Source organism: Hafnia paralvei ATCC 29927 (genome assembly GCF_001655005.1).
In the GTDB taxonomy this organism is placed as follows: Bacteria; Pseudomonadota; Gammaproteobacteria; order Enterobacterales; family Enterobacteriaceae; genus Hafnia; species Hafnia paralvei.
The window spans coordinates 36,248-54,050 of record NZ_LXET01000044.1 but is presented as its reverse complement, the minus strand read 5'-3'; the positions used below and the strand labels follow the sequence as shown (position 1 = coordinate 54,050).

Genomic DNA, 17,803 nt, shown 5'->3' with positions numbered 1-17,803 from the left:
TTTTTACTCTGACACCTCTTTGTTCGCCGCAGGTACTCTCTCAATCACCATCGTTTGGCTTTGGCTCAGACTGATCCCCGCCGCTCTTAATCTTTTCAAAATCTCATACAGCAAATCACTTTTTGTGCCGCTCACGACGCGTGGGCTGGCGACGTAACCCGTTACGCTGAGGACAATACCATTTGGGCCTAACTCTTTAAAACTCACCGAAGGCGCTGGCGCACTCTGAATGGCCGCATGTTGTAGATAAGCATCCAACAGCAAGGTGCGCGTTTGCTCTGGGTCGATGTCTAGAGGGAACGTGAGGGCGATGGTGACAACACCTTGGGCGTTACCCATAGTCGCATTGCGTACGTTTTGGGATATCAGCTGTGAGTTTGGCACAATCACGGTAGAGCGGTCACTCAGCTGAATTTCCGTAGCACGAACGTTAATACGACGAATATCGCCTTCAACGCCGCTGATACTGATCAAATCACCGACTTTTACGGGGCGTTCTGTCAACAAAATGAGCCCTGAAATAAAGTTTTTCACAATTTCTTGCAGGCCAAAACCAATACCTACCGACAGGGCGCTGACGATCCATGCCAGACGATTCCACTCTATACCCAGTGTGGACAGGGTCAGTAAGATAATCAGGACATAACCAACGTTGGTGAATAGCGTGACCAGCGAAGCGCGCATGCCGCGATCCATCATGGTTTTTGGCAGGAAGTCATTATCCAACCAGCGGCGCGCTGAGCGTAAAATATACCACCCAATCACCAAGCAGAGCACTGCGTTCAGGGCATGAGCCGGGATAATCGTAAAGCCCCCCAGTCCCTTTCCTCCCCAAATTTCGACGACTTTTTGCAGAAGCGCCATTGGCGTGGTGGTGCCATAGGTGCCGCTGAGCAAAGCAACAATGGCGAGCAGAACCAACATGGTTTTGCCGATGGCTGAAAGCAGCGTAGAGGCTAAAGAGAGGTGGCGGTCGCTAAGGCTAAGCGTACTTTTCAGAATTTTTCCTGAACGACTGTTAGGCATAAAAATGCTGTCGCAGAGGTCAGTCATTAGGTGAATAAGCAGATACAGGCTTGCGAGAACTAGCCATACCCAAATAAGTTCGTAAGTAAGAAAGCGCGCTAACAGGATATACCCTGTTAGCAGGGAAATTATGATGGAGAACGAGGTTGCGCTAATTGCGAGATGAATAAAACCGGCTAAGGCTGAGCGCACTACGGTCTGTTCGTTATTTGCTGCATTGGCATGGCGCAGGTGCGTGACGCGTACTGACATTGTGATGGCAATCAGCGCAACAAATAAAGCCAGTAAACCACTACAGAAAACGGTGGCTGCAATACTTGAGCCGACGAGATTATTCAGCTGTTCTAGAATGCTAAAAACAAAAATGGTTGACGCAATGAGCGGCGGGAAGGGCGCCAGTTTTTTTGCTGCCGTGTCGGAGATGTTTGGCAACCGCCATGATGGATGGCGATTAGACAGCAGCGCTTTACCAAGCCCCGCGATCAGGCTGGAGAATACCGTAAGCCTGACCAGTGTTTGGGTAAACTCTAACAGTTCGGGGGCAGTATCGGGTTGGCGAATAAAAATATAGCACAGGAAATGTGCACCGATCCCCAAGCATAGCGCAGTGAGTAGCGTCGTGCTGAAGGCCAGTACGCTGCGGCGCAGGCGACCTTCGGGCAGCCAACGTTGCATCATGGCGCTCAGTGGTTTATCGAGAATCACTTGGCTACCTATGCCGAACGCTAGCGCGAGCAACAGATAAAAGGCGGAGCCTGTATTCCAGTCGGGTGACCACGCGTCATCCCAGGCATCGACGATTTGTTGTTGGAAATTACTGAATTTGGCGAGGTCATGATTTTGTGACGAGATAAGCGGTAGCCAAAAGTTTTGTCCAAGTACGCTGCCGGAGTTAAGTGCAATTTGAGATTTCAGGGCAGAGCGGCGCAGATTATTGATCTGGGTCGAGAGATTAGTCGCGTTGGTTTTGACGGCATCGGCCTGATCGATTTGCTTATCTAGCAGCGTCTTAGCGCGGTTTAATGTTTTTCGCTGTTGGGTGACCTCTGCGGTTTCATTAGGCGCCGGAGGGCCTAGCACATCGAGTTGCGCCTGTATTTGAGTAATTTGCGGCGTAAGTTCGGCGAGCTTAGTTTGCGCTTCCTCAACAAGCTGGAGCGTTTCGGTGTTGAGCAGACTCAACGTTTTTTCGTTTTGCGAGTTGGCAACCTGTTGCTTAATAGCATCAAGTTTTTTCTGCAAAAATCCGCTGTCAGATTGCGTCGCCGTAGTGGCCTGAGGAACAGTGCTGTTGGCGGCAATACTGATGATGGGGAACATCAGCAATAGCGACAGCACCGTGGAGATTTTCAGCATTTTTAGCATTGAGCAAGCGTTCCACTTCAGCATGTTTAAGGTAACTATCCGGTAATTATAGGAAAAATAGTAGGTATTTTCGCTATCATTTTGTTAACACAATGGTGATTGTCCATGCTGCTGTTTGACACAATCAGTGTGGCAGAAGCCAAGGCTTCCCCCGCTTCTACCATTCACTTTAAGACTTGGATTTTGAGACTACGGGGAGACTTTCCGCGCGATACCCGCCACCAAGCGCCTTTATGAGATTAATATCGGCATCAATCCAGCGGCCGTGAAGCTCTATAAGTTTAGTCTGCTCAGCTAACAGGGGGAGTTTCGCTTTAGCAACGTTTACTCCGCTAATGAGCCCTGCCTGAAAACGTTGTTGGGTGAGTGACCAGATTTTTTTATCGCCAGCAACGACGACGGCTTGGTGTGTTCTTTGATGGGTAATGGTATCTAACTGGGTGATCCCCTTGGTCACCTCAGTCACTGCGCTAACCACGGCTTTGTTGTAGTTAGCGATACTGAGATTGCTGTTATCCTGCATGATGCTTAGGTTCGCATTGAGCCGCCCTCCGTCAAAAATAGGGAGGGTTAAGCCAAAGATTCCCCCCATCTGCTGGGCGGAACCACGAAATAGGTCGCTTAAGTGTAGGGCGTCGTTTTGCAAGAATCCCATCAGGTTGATTTCAGGATAAAACGCCGCCTTAGCCGCATCAACTTCGCTTAGCGATGCATCAATGTACCAATGCGCTGCCTGCAAATCTGGCCGACGCGCCAGTAATTCATAGTTAAGGTTTTGTGGCATGGTACTGGCAACGTCTGGTAAAGGAACCGTCTCAAGCGCAGGCAACGGATTCTTAAGCCCAATCATGGCCTGTAAATTTGCACGTAATAGCAGCAGATTGCCCGTGTAGGCGTCAATTTGCTCGTCTATTTTCGCGAACTGGGTTTCGGTTTGTGTTTGTTCTAAAGAGGAGATGATCCCTTCGTTATACAGTTTGCGGTCAGTATCATTGATGAGTGACTCCTGCTTTTTAATCTCTAGCAGAATGTCTTGTAGCGCTTTAACGGTTTGAATGTCCCAGTAAATCTGCGTAACAGCGGAGGACACGAGGAGTTCACTTTCAGCCAGTTCTGCTTGTTTCGCCTTATATACCCCTAAGGCCGATTGGACTTGAGCCCGATTTTTACCCCACAGATCTAAATCATAGCTAGCCTGAAGGCCAAAGGTTCCGCTGGTGTACCATGGACCGGTGGTGCCTGCGGCGGGATCATCAAGGGCAAAAGGCCCCATTACGCCTTCAGCCGACATCTTTTGGCGTTCGACATCAGCACCGAAATTTACGATGGGAAAATCATTAGCGCGTGCGCGGTCGGTCTGGGATTTTGCTATTTCGATGCGTTGACGAACAATGGCCAGCGTGGGTGAGTCGGCAAGGGCTAACGCTACCAGTTGGTTTAGCTGTGGGTCATGGTAATTTTGCCACCAGTGATTTCCTGGCCACTCACGCAGCGCTCCTTCAGGGGCATCGACGATATGAATTTGGCTCAGATCGGTTTGAGGCAATGGCGCTTTTTCCGAATGTATGGCTGCACATCCACAAAGAATTATGGATAAAGAAATAAGTATGCTGGGACGCCATATTTTTTTTCTATCGTTAAAACGATATTTGGTTTTTTTATTTATATTTTTCATGAATGAATTATTAATGGAATTAAAAAATGTCATATGATTCTGCTATTAATGTCTAAAGCAGGATAATTAGGCTGCGAACAATAAATGGTTTTATAAATCTTGTTTTATGCAGTTGTGCGGATATTCGTTATTTTGCTGAGAACATTTGTTTCAAATTCACCATTCATTTCTATTAATGTGTTTTGTTTTATTAACTATATATTTTATGAATGGTTGTATTTATTTCGTGAATCACTCCGGTGAAATATAGGCAAAGCATAACCTCAGATTTCTGCATACGGTTCATGCCTAGGGTTGCTATGAATATTTTCGGTTAAATACGGATTTTTAATCCATGCTTAGAGTTCGGCCTTTATGAGGTGAAGCATGATGAAGAAAACAACGCTCTTTCAATTTTTTCACTGGTATTACCCCGATGGGGGCAAACTCTGGCCGGAAGTGGCTGAGAAGGCTGAATATCTTGCCCAGCTAGGGATGAGTCATGTTTGGCTGCCGCCTGCCAGTAAGGGCGCAAGCGGGGGATATTCTGTTGGATATGACTCCTATGATCTGTTTGATTTGGGTGAGTTTGATCAAAAGGGCAGTGTGCCAACCAAATACGGTGATCGAGGTGGATTGGAACATGCAGCGCAGTCTCTGCAATCTCACGGGCTACAGGTGCTGTTTGATGTGGTGTTAAATCACAAATTGGGCGCTGATGAGAAGGAGCGCGTTTTTGTGCGCCGCGTGGAAGAGCACGATCGTAATGATATTGACGATCATACCTTTGAAGCGTTGACCTATACCCGTTTTACTTTTCCTGGACGGCAGGGAAAATATTCTGAGTTCGTATGGGATTTTCGCTGTTTTAACGGCGTTGATTATATTGAAGATCCCGATGAAAACGGCATTTTCAAAATAATGAATGATTTTGGCGATGATGGTTGGAACGACGATGTCGATAAAGAGAATGGTAATTACGATTATTTGATGGGTGCTGATGTTGAATTCCGTAATGAAGCGGTCACCGAGGAATTAAAGTTCTGGGGACGCTGGTTATTGGATTCCGTGCCTTGTGATGGCTTTCGTCTGGATGCCGTAAAGCACATTCCCTCATGGTTTTATTCTCAATGGTTGGATCACCTGCGCGAGCACTCTGGGCGCGAGCTGTTTACGGTTGCCGAGTATTGGTCACCTGAAGTGGGGGCGTTGGAAAACTATCTCAATGAAACTGAACATAAAGTCATGCTGTTTGACTCCGTGTTACATAAGAAATTCCATCATGCGTCTAAGTCTGGTAATGCCTACGATCTCTCGACGATCTTTGCCGATACGCTGGTGGCAATAGCACCAGAAAATACGGTTACGTTGGTGGCGAATCATGATACCCAGCCATTACAGTCTTTAGAGGCACCGGTGGAACCGTGGTTCAAACCGCTGGCCTATGCGCTCATTTTGCTCCGTGAGCAGGGCGTGCCCTGCGTGTTCTATCCCGATCTGTTTGGTGCAACCTATACCGATAAAGGTGATGATGAGCAGGATCATGAAATCATCATGCCGATCATTCCTGAGTTGGAGAAACTGCTGGAGGCGCGTCAGCGTTTTGCCAACGGGGCACAGCATGATTATTTCGATGATCCCCAATGTATCGCCTTTGTGCGAGACGGCACCGGCGAGGCACCGGGGTGCGTCGTGGTTCTAACCAACGGTGACGTGGCAGCAAAACACGTGCAACTTACTAACGGTCTAGCGGGACGCCGTTTTTACGATTTTCTTGGCAATCATGAGGATATTGTCACCGCCGGTGACGACGCTACCGCCGATTTCCCTGTCTCAGCGGGGAGCGTCAGCGTCTGGGTTTTAGAGCAATAGCCTGACTTAAAATGCGACATCGACGATAAGCGTATCAGTGTACAGTCCGGCGGGTGGCGTCGTTTGGTTGGGGAATATTTTTGCCACGTAGTTATAGGTTTTGGTCATGGTATCAGCGCTGGTCGTGGTAGCGGCAGTACTGCTCCAGCGCTGACTTCCCACCGATCCCCAGCGGTTATTGCTGGTTGACTGATAGATATCGTAGCTCAATAAATTGGTGGTTCCATTCAGCATATTACGAACCCCTCCGCTAGCGTGTAGCCCATTATTAATCCCTACGGTATAGGTTGCACCTTTGGTGCATACCAAGGTAATGGTATTGGCCTGTGAGCTAAAGCTGCCAGCAACCGGTGCGCTGCCAAAGTTGATATCGGGCGCGGTGATGGTGGCGCAGTCGTTGGTGACAACCAGAGTTACGGGGATGACTAATGTGTCAGTGCCCGTATCATTGTTGAGACACAGAACTAATGCGCCAGCCGTACAAATGTTCCAACTGATCGTTACTGTGAGGGTAGTGGAGTAGGTTCCTGCGGCAACGGATTGTCCCACAATGGTATTGACGGATAGAGGGAGAGAATACTGTTGATTAGTGAGTAACCCAAGGAACGTTGAACTAGGAATGGATTGTGTGCCAGTCACGCCAATTTCCACCGCCGGTGAGCAGGTTGGGGTAACGCACACCAGTTGGATGGGAATACTGTCCGTTGTGCCGTTGGTGAGAAGCGCGCGCGATCCGCTCGTTGTTGTCGATTTGGTATAGGTAATGCCTATCGAACCCGGAGCGGCAACCGCGAGCACGATGGGGCAGCTTATCTGAACGTTAAACACCTGAGTTTGTGAGGTTGTATTGACGACGACTGAGCTTTGGCTGCCATAATTTATCAATACAGGCTTAGTCAGCGTGCAGTCATGAGTAGTGAGGGCGCTGGCAGTAGAGGAAAACAACACTCCGCCGCATAGAATGAAAATTAAGTGAATAATGCCTCTCATACTAGTCGTTCTCCGATGATTTTTTAAGCTGGCAGGTAAAGGGGCCGTAGGTGCTTAATTTCTGTGAGTGATTGTCGGGTAGGCTGAAATTGACAACGCAGCGCAGACCGTCAGGGGTGCGAAGTCGCAGCACATTTTGCCGCTCTAAATCTTCCAAATAAGCCAGTCCATCCCAGCCAACGTAGGCGCCTGATTTTCCTTCCCGAGTGACAGAACTGGATATTGGAATCGCGGCTCCGGTCTGATCGTGCAGAATGACGCTGGCCGCGCGTCGCTCGCGCACCGGAAAATGCACCAGATATCCGCTATTACGTCGTACGGCGAGGCGTTGCTCGGTGGTATCGGCATAAATATCTGCGGGAAGATTTAGCGTATCGATACTGAACTTGGAGGGATAAAACGAAGACACACCGGGGATCAGCATGTATCCGTGGCGGTTAGTCACACCCTTAGGCTGATTTTCAAAATTAACGCCGATGTTAGGATAGCCATCGGTGCTCACCACCACGAAAGCGTCGTTTATCTGATTGGCGGCCAGCAAAGTGTTATCCATATACACCAGCGAGCCCATCATTTCCCCCCATTGTGTATAGCTGTTAGAAGGACCATACACGCCACCCTGTAGCTGAATATGTTCATTACGCCAGCCTAGTGTCGCCTGCTGATAGTTGTTTTGTTCCGACTGATTGGCATAGGCGAGATCCCATTTGAATCCGCCGTCGCTTGGCATGGCGTGGTTATAACCGATCGTTTGTTGGCGTTCGCCTGTCGCGTTGCGTTGCGTCGTGAGACTGATGTTATCGAAGGTGCTGAACGGAATTTGAATGGAAAGCGCCAGTGACCAGTCTTGCTGGGATGGATCTCGGCTGGCGGAAACATAAAGTGTGCTATTTCCCCAAAGATTTTTATTCCACGACAGGTTGAGCAGGCGAGTTCTATCTCCGGCAAAGCTTTTAATATCAAAATAAGCGAGTCCGAGACTGCCAAAGCGATCCAATGACAGCGCGGCGGAGTACTGATCGCTACTTTTACTGAGCGAATAGGATGCTGGATCTGAGGTATTCGTTGGTATGTCGTAAAGCGCTAAATTTCCAAAGTTTTTATCGCGACGACTGTGCTGAGTGCCAATGTTAAAACGTGAATTACTGTACTGATAACCCCAGTCGTATTGATTGCCTCGCTTGCCATACATTGTGCTGGTGGTCGCAGAAGCGTTGAGCACACCGAGATAGCTCAGTTTTACTAATGTGCCTAAACCGGTTAGCGCCAATTCTTGGGCACCTTCGGCATGAGATTCCAGCGTAAGGTCGTCGTTGACGCCGTAGCGATAAGAACCACTTATGGCGGCTGGGCCGTAGGAGAAATCTTTTTCTCCATAATCACGTCGCAATGCGCCTAAAGAAAGTGATGCATCTGAAAGGCCTGGTTTCAGTAGCGTGCTTGCGACGTAAAAAGGCTGTGTGGTGGATACACGGCGGCCTAATGCATCGGTGGTAACAAGAACGGCTTCACCCGCGCCATTGACGTAGGGTAGATTGGTGAGAGTAAAAGGCCCAGGTTCAAGGTTGGTGCTGCCGGATTGATAACCGTTAATAAAGATATCCGCCGTGGTTGGAACCGCGGTTTGCCCTGAAAACGCGGGCAGGGGATATGTGATCATATCTGGACGAACGGAGAAGTCTCGTCCAATACTTACGCCGCCAAGGCGCACGCTGTTACTCCAGCTCAACGCCCCTGTCACTAAATCGCCGACTTGCCAACTAATCGCATTCGTTTCGTTTACGCCGCTTAAGGTTGAGTCATATCGACGAAAACCTTCGTTGCTGCTATCCGCATTTCCTCCCATGCTTTTCCGTAAAATACTGGTACTGGAAAAGGTCGCATTGGGGGTGAAAATGCGTAGCTCGTTCCATGCCGAAGTGAGCGTAGCGTTGTCCTGCGTGTGGCTGGTATAAACGTCATAGTTGAAGAGTGCCCCAGAGCCAGCCAATGCGTGTGTTTGCTGTGTCGGGTTGCCGGTAAATATCGGTTGATTAGGCAACCAATCGGTTGGCACCTGCACTAATAGTCGTTGGTTTTCGCTGTCATAGCGGGCGTTTAATTCGGGCATAGCGCTGATATCTGTTTCAACCGATGTGAATTTGTCGGCAGGCAAACCGAAGCTAATCAGCGTATTCGATTGGACAAAGAAATGACCGTTGCGTTCGACTACTGGGATGAGCTTGCCAGTGTTGAAACGGTTGATAACTAATTCTAGGCGGAACTGCTGTTCTTGATTAACGACGCTAGCCGTGGGAGGCGGAGGCAGATCCGTGCTGCCTAGATCGGCGTAAGCGATGCTGGGCAAACTGAGTGTGACCATAAGAGGCACAGCGCGACTGTACCTGACTTTGGTTGCGTTCACTTAGGCGGCTTGGCGGATAGTGCCGATTATGGTGTTGGGCCGGATTGCCAAATATTAGCGTCGTTATTGACCTCTGCCTTCAGGTGCTCGCCGCGTGACACGCTTGGTGGTAATGGCCATACGCGCTTGGAATGTGCGAGCACATAGCCCAGTAAGCCATCTGCTATTGGCTTGCCGTTAATTGATACTTTACTCAGACGCGCATGGATCGCGCCTTGATTGGTAACTTCTAGTGCCGGATGGTCATTATTGGTTATCGTCTTCCAACTCAGTTGACTTTGATTGAGCTGCACCGGCTGTGAAGCGTTGCGCTGAAAGTTGACGCCGTCACCATAGACAAATAGAGGCAGCGAATAGCGCATGAGTAAAGAAACACCGGCCTGATTGGCAGAAGAATGGTCGGGCGATGGAACCTCATCGATCAGGATACGAAAAGCCTGCTCTTTTCCCGCTGGTGTCGGGGATTGGCGAATAAGGCGGATAAGCTGCTTTTTCCCCGCGCTGATGTTTACGATAGGAGGGCTGGCGACAACGTCTTGCTGATTGCGATAATTTTCTTCTCCGTTTACCTGTTGCCAACCGAGCACGCGTATTTGCATGGTTGCGACGCTGGTTCCCTTATTTTCAAGCCAGAGCTCAGTCGCGTTGTCCTTTGCACCCAGTGCAGGGTCAATTGGCCAAATTAGCATATTAGTGGCGGAAAAGGCTTTGATTGGCGCAGCTATACACACCAGTAGAGTACCAATAAAAATATAAGGAATAGGACAAATAGAATTGACACGTTTGCTCATCAAACTCTCCTTGATTTACCAAGTGAGTGTCACCGTTAATGTATCGGTGTAACTCCCTGAAGGGCTAAAGCCGTTAAGTTGTAATACGCCGTAAATAGGCAAAATAATGTTGTTATTCGTGCCTGTTATATTGAGTGGAACGGTTTGGTTAATCAGAATTTCGCTGGTATGCGCCGCATCGGAATATATTCGATAAGGTAATTGGAGACTATTTCCGCTCTGCATCACATTACGTACGGTAGTTTGGTGTGTCCCCCCATCGACTTTCATACTCAGAGTGACGCCAGGAGTGCATGCCAGTGTCAGCGTGGTGTTTTGTACAAAAGTCCCATTGATACTTCCACTGGTTGTGCCGGAATATGAACCAAAACTTAGTGCGCCAAATAAGCTTCCAGTACCCAGCAAGGCACATCCTGCGGCGATAGTTGCTTGAGCCTGAAATTGCGCAGAGATGACGGCATAGGCGTTTTGAGCAGTGACACAGCAAAACAATAATGCCGCAGGTATTGAGCTGACCACGCCATTAATAACCCCGCTCCCCTGTGTATTCATGGCGCGCTAATAGGTAATTGTTATATTTAATGTGTCGGCATAGGCTCCTGCCTGCACGTTAGTATTATTCGCTACACCCACAATTTTTCCCCAAAGAGCATAACTGCCGGTGGTGCCGGTGGTACTAACCGCGGTTAACGTTGCGCCGTTGGTCAGTGCAGTGGTCATGTTTGAGTTATCGTAAACGCTGTAGGCTATCCCTTGAGTGGTGGCAGGTGGGCTTATCAGATAACGCCCAGGCGTACCCTCTGTTCCATAAACGGTAGTGGGCTTGGGATTGACGCTGCTGGTTAGTGCGACTGAATAAGTCACCCCAGATGTACATTGGACGTTAAACGTGTTCCCACCAGAACCCCCACCACTGAAGCTTGCGGTTAAGCTATCGAAAGTTGCAGGGGAAGAGCCAAAGCTCAGAGTACCGAAGTTCACACCTGTTTGACTCGGTGAGCCGTTTACCAAACAACCATTAGTTAAGTTTAAGGTCACGCTAACGGTACCGGTGGTTGTGACAGCCATAGCAGGCACAGCGAGCAGGTTGGCGCTTGCCGCGATCGCGAAAATAAACCGTAGCTTCATCGTCTATCCCTCTGTAATAAGATGACAACTGAACAGCAACTGATTTCCGACTGGCGTAAGAGAGAAAACTCAAATACTTCAATAATGCTTATAATTAAATGCGTTAATAACAAATGTAGCGCAAGTCTAAAAAATCACCACTGCAACATTGAAAAGTTAATTGTCTGTAATTGCGGAATAAAACAAGTCGCTAGTGTTAGGTGCGATTTTACAACCTTGAGCTGGGCTAAACCGCGACGGGGAGTGAGGTAAAGATTGATTAACGAAATAGGCAATGGGATGACACTGTGTCAATCAACTAAAATTGATAATTTGCAGAATTTTTTATGAGGGAGTAGCATTATTACACACATAAGTGGTCAAGCCCGATGGGCAAATCGATTATGCAATCCTTTCATGCTTTTCTAAAAAATCACTCTCAATTTATGGCTGCTTTCTGGTCAATCATGATTATTGTCTTCGAAACCTCCATAGCCTTATACATCATTCGAAATATTTGATAACCGCACTACCGCCATACGGCGCATAATGACAGTTGAGTTAAAACCATCTATAGATTAGTTTAAATTCACTGTCGTTGTTTTCTGCGTGGGGAGGTCAACGTGTTAACTCGAAAATTATTGGAGTCGCAAGACTTTGCCAAAACCTACTCAGCCTTGGAAAACCTGTTCTGGACACCAGCACAGCTCGACGCTTCCTTAAACCACATGATTGAAACCTGCCCCAAAGATCAGGGGATCTGGATTTTTGGCTATGGCTCGTTGATTTGGAATCCACTTCTTGAGTATGCAGAAGTACAGCCTGCTCATCTCAAGGGCTGGCAGCGCGATTTTAATATACGTTTATTAGCTGGGCGTGGTTCAGAACATACGCCGGGGCGCATGCTTGGCCTCAAGCCTGAAGGTGATACGCGAGGATTAGCATTCCGTTTATCGGATGACAACGCTCGCTGTGAGCTTCAACTTCTATGGACGCGAGAAATGCTGGCTGGGGTTTATACGCCCAAATGGTGCCCTTTGAGCCTTGCTGATGGTCGTGAGATTTTTGGGATTACGTTTATCACCGATCCCAAGCATCCGCTGTATGAGTCCAACTCAACGCTGAATACCGTTGCGGCACTGATTTCTCAGGCCAGCGGCTCGTTGGGCAGTAACGCCGAGTATTTATTCTCGTTAGACTCTGCACTAGAACAGCACCGTATTCCGGACAACAATATCACCGAGCTCGCACGCTGTGTGCGCCAAATCCAGCAAAACGCGCCAACCCGATAGTGAGCGTTTGATTTTCCATCATTTCGTAAACCTGAGCGGACACCTTTATGCATGCGTAAGGATTGTGTGACAATTGACGCATACATCACGGAGGAGAATAATCCCCCTCGTTGGGTCGTTAGCTCAGTTGGTAGAGCAGTTGACTCTTAATCAATTGGTCGGCGGTTCGAACCCGCCACGACCCACCAACAGAATCAATCACTTAGAATTAACCTCCTTCTGTAAATTATCAATGTGGGACATATTTGGGACACAATCGCCAAATATCACATCAATTTGCTTGGCGTGCTCAGTTACCTGAAGCAACAGATGCTATTGATACAGCAGTACTGCTAGTCAACCAGAATGAAACAGATCAGCAATTGCCTGTTACCCACTTCTTGAGAGCGAAAAATAACCTATCAGAACTTGAGAATGCTGAACAAGCCAGAGCTAATCTTGGAGCGCCATCAGTTGAAGATGTAAACGACAAAGTCGAATATCTCATTGACGGCAAGAGCACCTTCCTTAATGGCGCTACCTTAGAGTCTGAAAGGGACTTCATCTGGGATGATAATAGTAAAAGCTGGTATTACTGGACTGGCTCATTTTCTAAGGAAGTTCCTGCTGCATCAACCCCAGAATCGACAGGCGGTATCGGTGCTGGAGCGTGGGTGAGTATTGGAGATGCTGCGTTACGCACAATGCTTGTATCATCATCTGGTGCGGAAATGATCGGACATGGAAACACAATTGTTAGAGCTGAGCTTGATAAGCTAAACAAATTACCTTGTTACTGTAAACGTTAAGGATTACGGGGCGGTGGGGGATTGGAACGAAACAACACAACACAAACAGGGACTGACAACACCTTAGCATTCCAAAATGCTATCAATGCACTAGCTAACATGCCAGATATTCGTAATGGGCAAGTAAGGCAGTTGTATATTCCAAACGGTAACTACAGAATAAAAAATATCATAGTCCCTGATTCTTATGGATTTATGATTGAGTTTAAGGGGGATGGGTTTATTAACACTCGTCTTTATTGTTACCCAGATTCACCAACCACAACGCCTTGTATTGAAATCAATATTGAATATGTATCCTTTGACTCAATTGAAGTACTTGCTAGCCTGAAGAGGAATGCATCTCTTTCAGATAGAAGCGCAACTTTAGTTGAGGTAAAGCTACCAGATGGTAGAGCTGATTGTGACATAAAATTGATGCCAACATCCTCATTTGGGGGCGCTGAAACACTTTTTCGTGTATATGGTCGTGGATTCCATTGTAATGGCGCAGTGATGTTTTTCTCAGGAACATTCCTTGAAATTGCCTGTGATACCAGAACATGGACGACAGGTGGAAATCAATCAACTACTGGAATGCGTAACTATCTAATTAATAATAGATTCGATACAGTTGGAGTCATGGTAAAAATAACAGGGAGTGGTTATCAGAAAGATCATATTAATGATTTGATAATATCAGGGAATGATATATATCAAATGGATAGACTTATTTTGGGTGCTGATGCTACACTTCAGCACTCAATTATAAGTAGCAATAGTTCTGTTGGTTCATTTGCATACAATGTGATTGAATTAAACGCATTGTTAACACTACAATATCTTCAAATAGACGGGTTAAATTCTATAATAGAGTTTCGACTCCATCTGTTGATAGCGATTATATGCATGGCATGGTTTCATGTTCCGGCAGTGTTGAAAAAGTAAACATAATTGGGAACTCAATGTCATGGAATACATTGCAAGTGGTGTCAATAGGGAGTGCATCATTCTCGCTTAACATAGTTGGAAACACGTTTGACCAAAGCTATATGTCAGGAACTTCAGCAGTGATTGTTCGTGGGGCTAACTGCGAATACCTGAATATAAGCAATAATCAGTTTTACAACTCAATACAACCAACACTTTTAGTGTCTGCATTTGGTTCATCACAAACTTCACCTAGCGTAATTTACTCAGGTAATTTATCATCATTTTTAATTTCTGGAGAGTATCTATCATATCCAGCAACATTAAAATACGGTGCTACTACAGTTAATACTACGGGTCTACGAACAAAATATACGACTGTCAATCGAGTTGTAAAGGCTAGTATTCAAGTTGGATCATCAGATACCACATCTGGAGGTTCTGGCGACGAGGTTTCTTTATCACTTCCACAAAATCCTGTTGTTGATTCAGGACTTACATCGTTATTTAGTGGTGGAGGTAGTATAACTTTCCAGACTGGTGGAATTCCTACAATTATTCGTGTGTTAGTTTCACCGTCTGGAGGTGCTACATTCATAAAATCAGATAGAACAACTATGAAGCGAGGTGATATAACCTCATTATTTCTATTGTTTTTTGATGTTTTATATAGAATATAGCCTCTAACGAGGCTATATTCCTAATAATGGGTGTGGTTAATTACACCCATTATTAAAGTCAATTATAAAAACATTTCCTTTATTTCTTAATGTGAAGAATTTATTTCTCTCTACTACATTGTATGAGCATTTTTCAGATATTACTTTTTCTCTTTGCTTTCCAACAATCCAAGAGTCTTTATTGATCATGTCATACAACTTGAAATAGTTAACCCCCCAAGCCCATCCATTGTTTAGATACTTTGGAACTAGATAATGAATTACTGGGAATGATGACATAGCCAACTTTAATCTTCTTGATTCCGGTCCAATTCCATCTATAACTAATTCTGAATCAGGATTCTTACTTAAGTATGGGAATGATAAAGATATAACTTCATCAGTAAATTTATTTTGGTGTGATAAGGCGGATGAGTATGAGGCGCAAATGATAAATGAAGGTAAAATTGCCATTGATAAAATTACTATCATTATCTTTGAATTATCTAAAAATAAAGACAGTAAAAGAGACGCGTATAAAATTGCAAATGCATAACCAATCATTGTTCTAGATGTCCACCAAGGTTCTTCCAGAAAAATGTTTACTCCAGGTATGCATATTATCACGCCCAAAAAACATAATATTGTAAGTGTAAATCCATATATGCCCTTTGCCTTGTCTAGGTAAAGGCATCTTATTGAAATAAATGCTATTGATATTACAGATAATAAAATCAAAGGTGCTAGCCATACACTATACGTTGGAGTGTATAATGTTGACACCATATGTGTTGCAGCATCTATATTATGTTTTAAAATGTCTAATGGTGATATTGAATCGATAATGAATCTGTTTCTTCCTGCTAGATCTATGCTGTAAAACTTCAATATTTTTGAAGATATGAAATATGCAAAAGAGAAAGAAAAAATAGATATAACAGATTTGTAAAGTGTGTCTATATAGTTTCTTAGGTATATATCCTTTGTTATAAAGGCTGACAAGATTATAAAGTATGACAGAGCAGATGCTTGATATATTTGTAATGAAAATAAAATCCCTATAGCTGAAGATATAAAGAAAGATGTTTTCTTTTCATACCAAATAAATGGCATGCACACAGATAGTATTGATAGTGCCATAGTAAGAGAGTCATATCTATATGATAGATTCTCCATCATAAATGGTGAGGTCGTTATTATCATTGATGATATGACTGCAGTCATCAAACCTTTAATTCCAAACCTGACACAAATAATGTATCCAGATATAGATAAAATTAAGGAGCCTAATATCTGCGCAAAAGGATATACATCAACTATCTGATTACCTATTGTTAATCGCTTCATTATCCATGTTGCAAGCAATCTGCCATCATGATCCCACCCCTGCCCAGTCAATGAACGGGTCATGTCGTCTATGTAATATGCCTTAACTAGTATGATCGGCAAGACGTAAAAAAAAGAAGCAATGAAAATAATTAATATTGCTTTTTTATGATGTTCTAGAATCAACTTCATTTTTTATGGCCTTTCAAGATATAACGTGGTCTTTTTTTAACTTCAACATAAATTCTACCTATATACTCTCCAAGCACTCCAATCCCGATCAACTGCACCCCACCTAAGAATAGAATGGCTGTCATCAATGAAGGATAACCGGGTACAGGGTTTCCCCAGATGAGTTTATCAATAATCATCCACGCAGCGTAGATGAATGCGAATGCAGAAACACCAAGGCCAATGTATGTCCACATACGAAGGGGGAAGGTTGAGAAGCTGGTAATACCTTCGAGAGCAAGATTCCAAAGCTTCCAGCCGTTGAACTTAGATTCACCAGCGCAGCGCTCTGCTCGAGAATATTCAACAACCTCAGTTTTACCACCAACCCATGACAAAACACCTTTCATGAATAGGTTGCGTTCGGGAAGTTGTTTGATGTTCTCAACCGTTTCACGCGACATCAAACGGAAGTCACCTACGTTCTCTTCAATTTTTGGTGTGCTGATTTTGTTGTGTAGCTTATAGAACATTTCAGCGGACTTGCGCTTTAGGTGTCCATCTGTAGAGCGGTCGGTGCGCTTGGCTAGAACCATATCTGCGCCATTTTTCCACTTCTCGATAAGGCGCGGGATGACATCGATAGGGTCTTGCAGATCAACATCGATAGGAATGACAGCATCACCAGTTGCATGGTCTAGTCCTGCAAATAATGCGGGTTCTTTTCCAAAGTTTCGAGTGAAGCTTAATGGTTTAACTAATTCATCTGAAATAGCTAGTGCATTAATAATATTTTCAGTCGAGTCTTTGCTACCGTCATTGATGAATACAATTTCAACTTCATATTCTTTTAGGGGGTCATATTCACGAACTGCTTTATAAAAAATAGGTATCGTGTCCTCTTCATTGAAGACAGGAACAACCAACGAAATTTTCACTATTTTTCACTCCGGAAAACTATGAACTTAGAATAGAAGAATCCGCACACAAGACTAATTGCAGAGAAAGCGATTAGCGTGAAGATTGGTGGCAAACCACATGCTTCCGAAGCCCAACCGGTGGCAACACTAAGCGCCCCCATAAAACCAATGTAAAGCATATACCGCAAGGTTGTTGTTTGGGCTTTGAACGTGAAACGTGCATTTGCGAAGAAAGAAAAAGTTACGGCCACACAGAATGCAGCAAAGTTACTTAACGCTTGGTCTTGCTTTACGCCGTAGAAAACAATAGCAAAAACAACCCAATGTATTAGGGTGTTAACTATGCCAACGGAGAAGTATCTGGAGAAGAGCTTAAGCATTTGTCAATAAGAGTAATTTTAAGTGATGGCTGAGTTTAGCATTTGAGAAGCTTCTGATCAGCTATTGATCTGGATTATGTGCAGAGCTTTTATGAAATATTTCTCCTTTACAATCATGGTAATCAACTGTGTGGCCTATGCCACAGGCT

The 17,803-nt window shown here is 45.4% G+C and carries 15 protein-coding genes and 1 tRNA gene; 6 read left to right on the top strand and 10 right to left on the bottom strand.

Translation table 11 applies throughout. The annotated features are described in order from the left end of the window. Positions 1-3 precede the first annotated feature (3 nt). Both M988_RS12095 and M988_RS12090 read right to left on the bottom strand, forming a co-directional pair. Positions 4-2,391 carry a DUF3772 domain-containing protein gene (locus tag M988_RS12095; RefSeq protein WP_064574342.1) on the bottom strand — a complete coding sequence of 796 codons (2,388 nt, stop codon included), beginning with the start codon at positions 2,389-2,391 and terminating at the stop codon, positions 4-6. Between the two features lie 169 nt (positions 2,392-2,560). Beyond that, positions 2,561-4,066 carry an efflux transporter outer membrane subunit gene (locus M988_RS12090; RefSeq protein ID WP_064574537.1) on the bottom strand — a complete coding sequence of 502 codons (1,506 nt, stop codon included), beginning with the start codon at positions 4,064-4,066 and terminating at the stop codon, positions 2,561-2,563. A 366-nt stretch (positions 4,067-4,432) separates the two neighbouring features. Between M988_RS12090 and amyA the strand changes: the two genes are divergently transcribed. Continuing rightward, the gene (gene amyA, locus M988_RS12085; RefSeq protein WP_064574340.1) at positions 4,433-5,917 is read left to right on the top strand and encodes an alpha-amylase; all 1,485 of its coding nucleotides are present in this window, start codon (positions 4,433-4,435) and stop codon (positions 5,915-5,917) included. Positions 5,918-5,923: 6 nt separating this feature from the next. Here amyA and M988_RS12080 read toward each other — a convergent pair whose 3' ends face one another. The 5 genes from M988_RS12080 to M988_RS12060 form a co-directional block, all read right to left on the bottom strand. Further along, positions 5,924-6,907, bottom strand: coding sequence for a Csu type fimbrial protein (locus M988_RS12080; RefSeq protein WP_064574328.1), 984 nt, complete (start codon positions 6,905-6,907; stop codon positions 5,924-5,926). A 1-nt stretch (position 6,908) separates the two neighbouring features. After that, on the bottom strand, positions 6,909-9,269 hold the full coding sequence (locus M988_RS12075; RefSeq protein WP_064574326.1) for a fimbria/pilus outer membrane usher protein: 2,361 nt from the start codon (positions 9,267-9,269) through the stop codon (positions 6,909-6,911). A gap of 68 nt (positions 9,270-9,337) precedes the next feature. Beyond that, positions 9,338-10,102, bottom strand: coding sequence for a fimbrial biogenesis chaperone (locus tag M988_RS12070; RefSeq protein ID WP_064574325.1), 765 nt, complete (start codon positions 10,100-10,102; stop codon positions 9,338-9,340). Positions 10,103-10,117: 15 nt separating this feature from the next. After that, on the bottom strand, positions 10,118-10,654 hold the full coding sequence (locus tag M988_RS12065) for a Csu type fimbrial protein (RefSeq protein WP_061060165.1): 537 nt from the start codon (positions 10,652-10,654) through the stop codon (positions 10,118-10,120). Between the two features lie 6 nt (positions 10,655-10,660). Then, entirely contained in the window at positions 10,661-11,230 is a 570-nt protein-coding gene (locus tag M988_RS12060) for a spore coat protein U domain-containing protein (protein ID WP_008813082.1), read from the bottom strand. A gap of 602 nt (positions 11,231-11,832) precedes the next feature. On the opposite strand from M988_RS12060, the gene M988_RS12055 reads away from it, so the two are divergent. The 5 genes from M988_RS12055 (at position 11,833) to M988_RS22855 (ending at position 14,878) form a co-directional block, all read left to right on the top strand. Beyond that, positions 11,833-12,501, top strand: coding sequence for a gamma-glutamylcyclotransferase (locus M988_RS12055; RefSeq protein WP_008813083.1), 669 nt, complete (start codon positions 11,833-11,835; stop codon positions 12,499-12,501). 112 nt (positions 12,502-12,613) lie between these two features. After that, positions 12,614-12,689: transfer RNA gene (locus tag M988_RS12050), tRNA-Lys, on the top strand. Between the two features lie 57 nt (positions 12,690-12,746). Further along, positions 12,747-13,289, top strand: a complete 543-nt coding sequence (locus M988_RS12045) for a tail fiber/spike domain-containing protein (protein ID WP_064574324.1) — start codon at positions 12,747-12,749, stop codon at positions 13,287-13,289. Between the two features lie 21 nt (positions 13,290-13,310). Beyond that, entirely contained in the window at positions 13,311-14,216 is a 906-nt protein-coding gene (locus tag M988_RS12040) for a hypothetical protein (protein ID WP_064574322.1), read from the top strand. A gap of 17 nt (positions 14,217-14,233) precedes the next feature. Next, positions 14,234-14,878, top strand: coding sequence for a hypothetical protein (locus M988_RS22855; protein WP_156518177.1), 645 nt, complete (start codon positions 14,234-14,236; stop codon positions 14,876-14,878). A gap of 36 nt (positions 14,879-14,914) precedes the next feature. Here M988_RS22855 and M988_RS12035 read toward each other — a convergent pair whose 3' ends face one another. From M988_RS12035 to M988_RS12025, 3 genes are read right to left on the bottom strand one after another with little or no spacing between them, the layout of a single operon-like run. Beyond that, on the bottom strand, positions 14,915-16,375 hold the full coding sequence (locus tag M988_RS12035) for a glucosyltransferase domain-containing protein (RefSeq protein WP_064574316.1): 1,461 nt from the start codon (positions 16,373-16,375) through the stop codon (positions 14,915-14,917). Beyond that, positions 16,372-17,292: a glycosyltransferase family 2 protein gene (locus M988_RS12030; protein ID WP_064574314.1), complete on the bottom strand. Its 921-nt coding sequence runs from the start codon at positions 17,290-17,292 to the stop codon at positions 16,372-16,374. Before M988_RS12030 ends, M988_RS12035 begins: the two co-directional genes overlap by 4 nt. After that, entirely contained in the window at positions 17,292-17,654 is a 363-nt protein-coding gene (locus tag M988_RS12025) for a GtrA family protein (protein ID WP_064574312.1), read from the bottom strand. Before M988_RS12025 ends, M988_RS12030 begins: the two co-directional genes overlap by 1 nt. Positions 17,655-17,803: the final 149 nt, after the last annotated feature.

Coding starts and splice junctions, on each gene's coding strand:
- M988_RS12075 (WP_064574326.1), bottom strand. CDS start 9,269: ATGGTCACACTCAGTTTGCCCAGCATCGCTTACGCCGATCTAGGCAGC.
- M988_RS12065 (WP_061060165.1), bottom strand. CDS start 10,654: ATGAATACACAGGGGAGCGGGGTTATTAATGGCGTGGTCAGCTCAATA.
- M988_RS12035 (WP_064574316.1), bottom strand. CDS start 16,375: ATGAAGTTGATTCTAGAACATCATAAAAAAGCAATATTAATTATTTTC.
- amyA (WP_064574340.1), top strand. CDS start 4,433: ATGATGAAGAAAACAACGCTCTTTCAATTTTTTCACTGGTATTACCCC.
- M988_RS12060 (WP_008813082.1), bottom strand. CDS start 11,230: ATGAAGCTACGGTTTATTTTCGCGATCGCGGCAAGCGCCAACCTGCTC.
- M988_RS12070 (WP_064574325.1), bottom strand. CDS start 10,102: ATGAGCAAACGTGTCAATTCTATTTGTCCTATTCCTTATATTTTTATT.
- M988_RS22855 (WP_156518177.1), top strand. CDS start 14,234: ATGTCATGGAATACATTGCAAGTGGTGTCAATAGGGAGTGCATCATTC.
- M988_RS12090 (WP_064574537.1), bottom strand. CDS start 4,066: ATGAAAAATATAAATAAAAAAACCAAATATCGTTTTAACGATAGAAAA.
- M988_RS12080 (WP_064574328.1), bottom strand. CDS start 6,907: ATGAGAGGCATTATTCACTTAATTTTCATTCTATGCGGCGGAGTGTTG.
- M988_RS12095 (WP_064574342.1), bottom strand. CDS start 2,391: ATGCTAAAAATGCTGAAAATCTCCACGGTGCTGTCGCTATTGCTGATG.
- M988_RS12025 (WP_064574312.1), bottom strand. CDS start 17,654: ATGCTTAAGCTCTTCTCCAGATACTTCTCCGTTGGCATAGTTAACACC.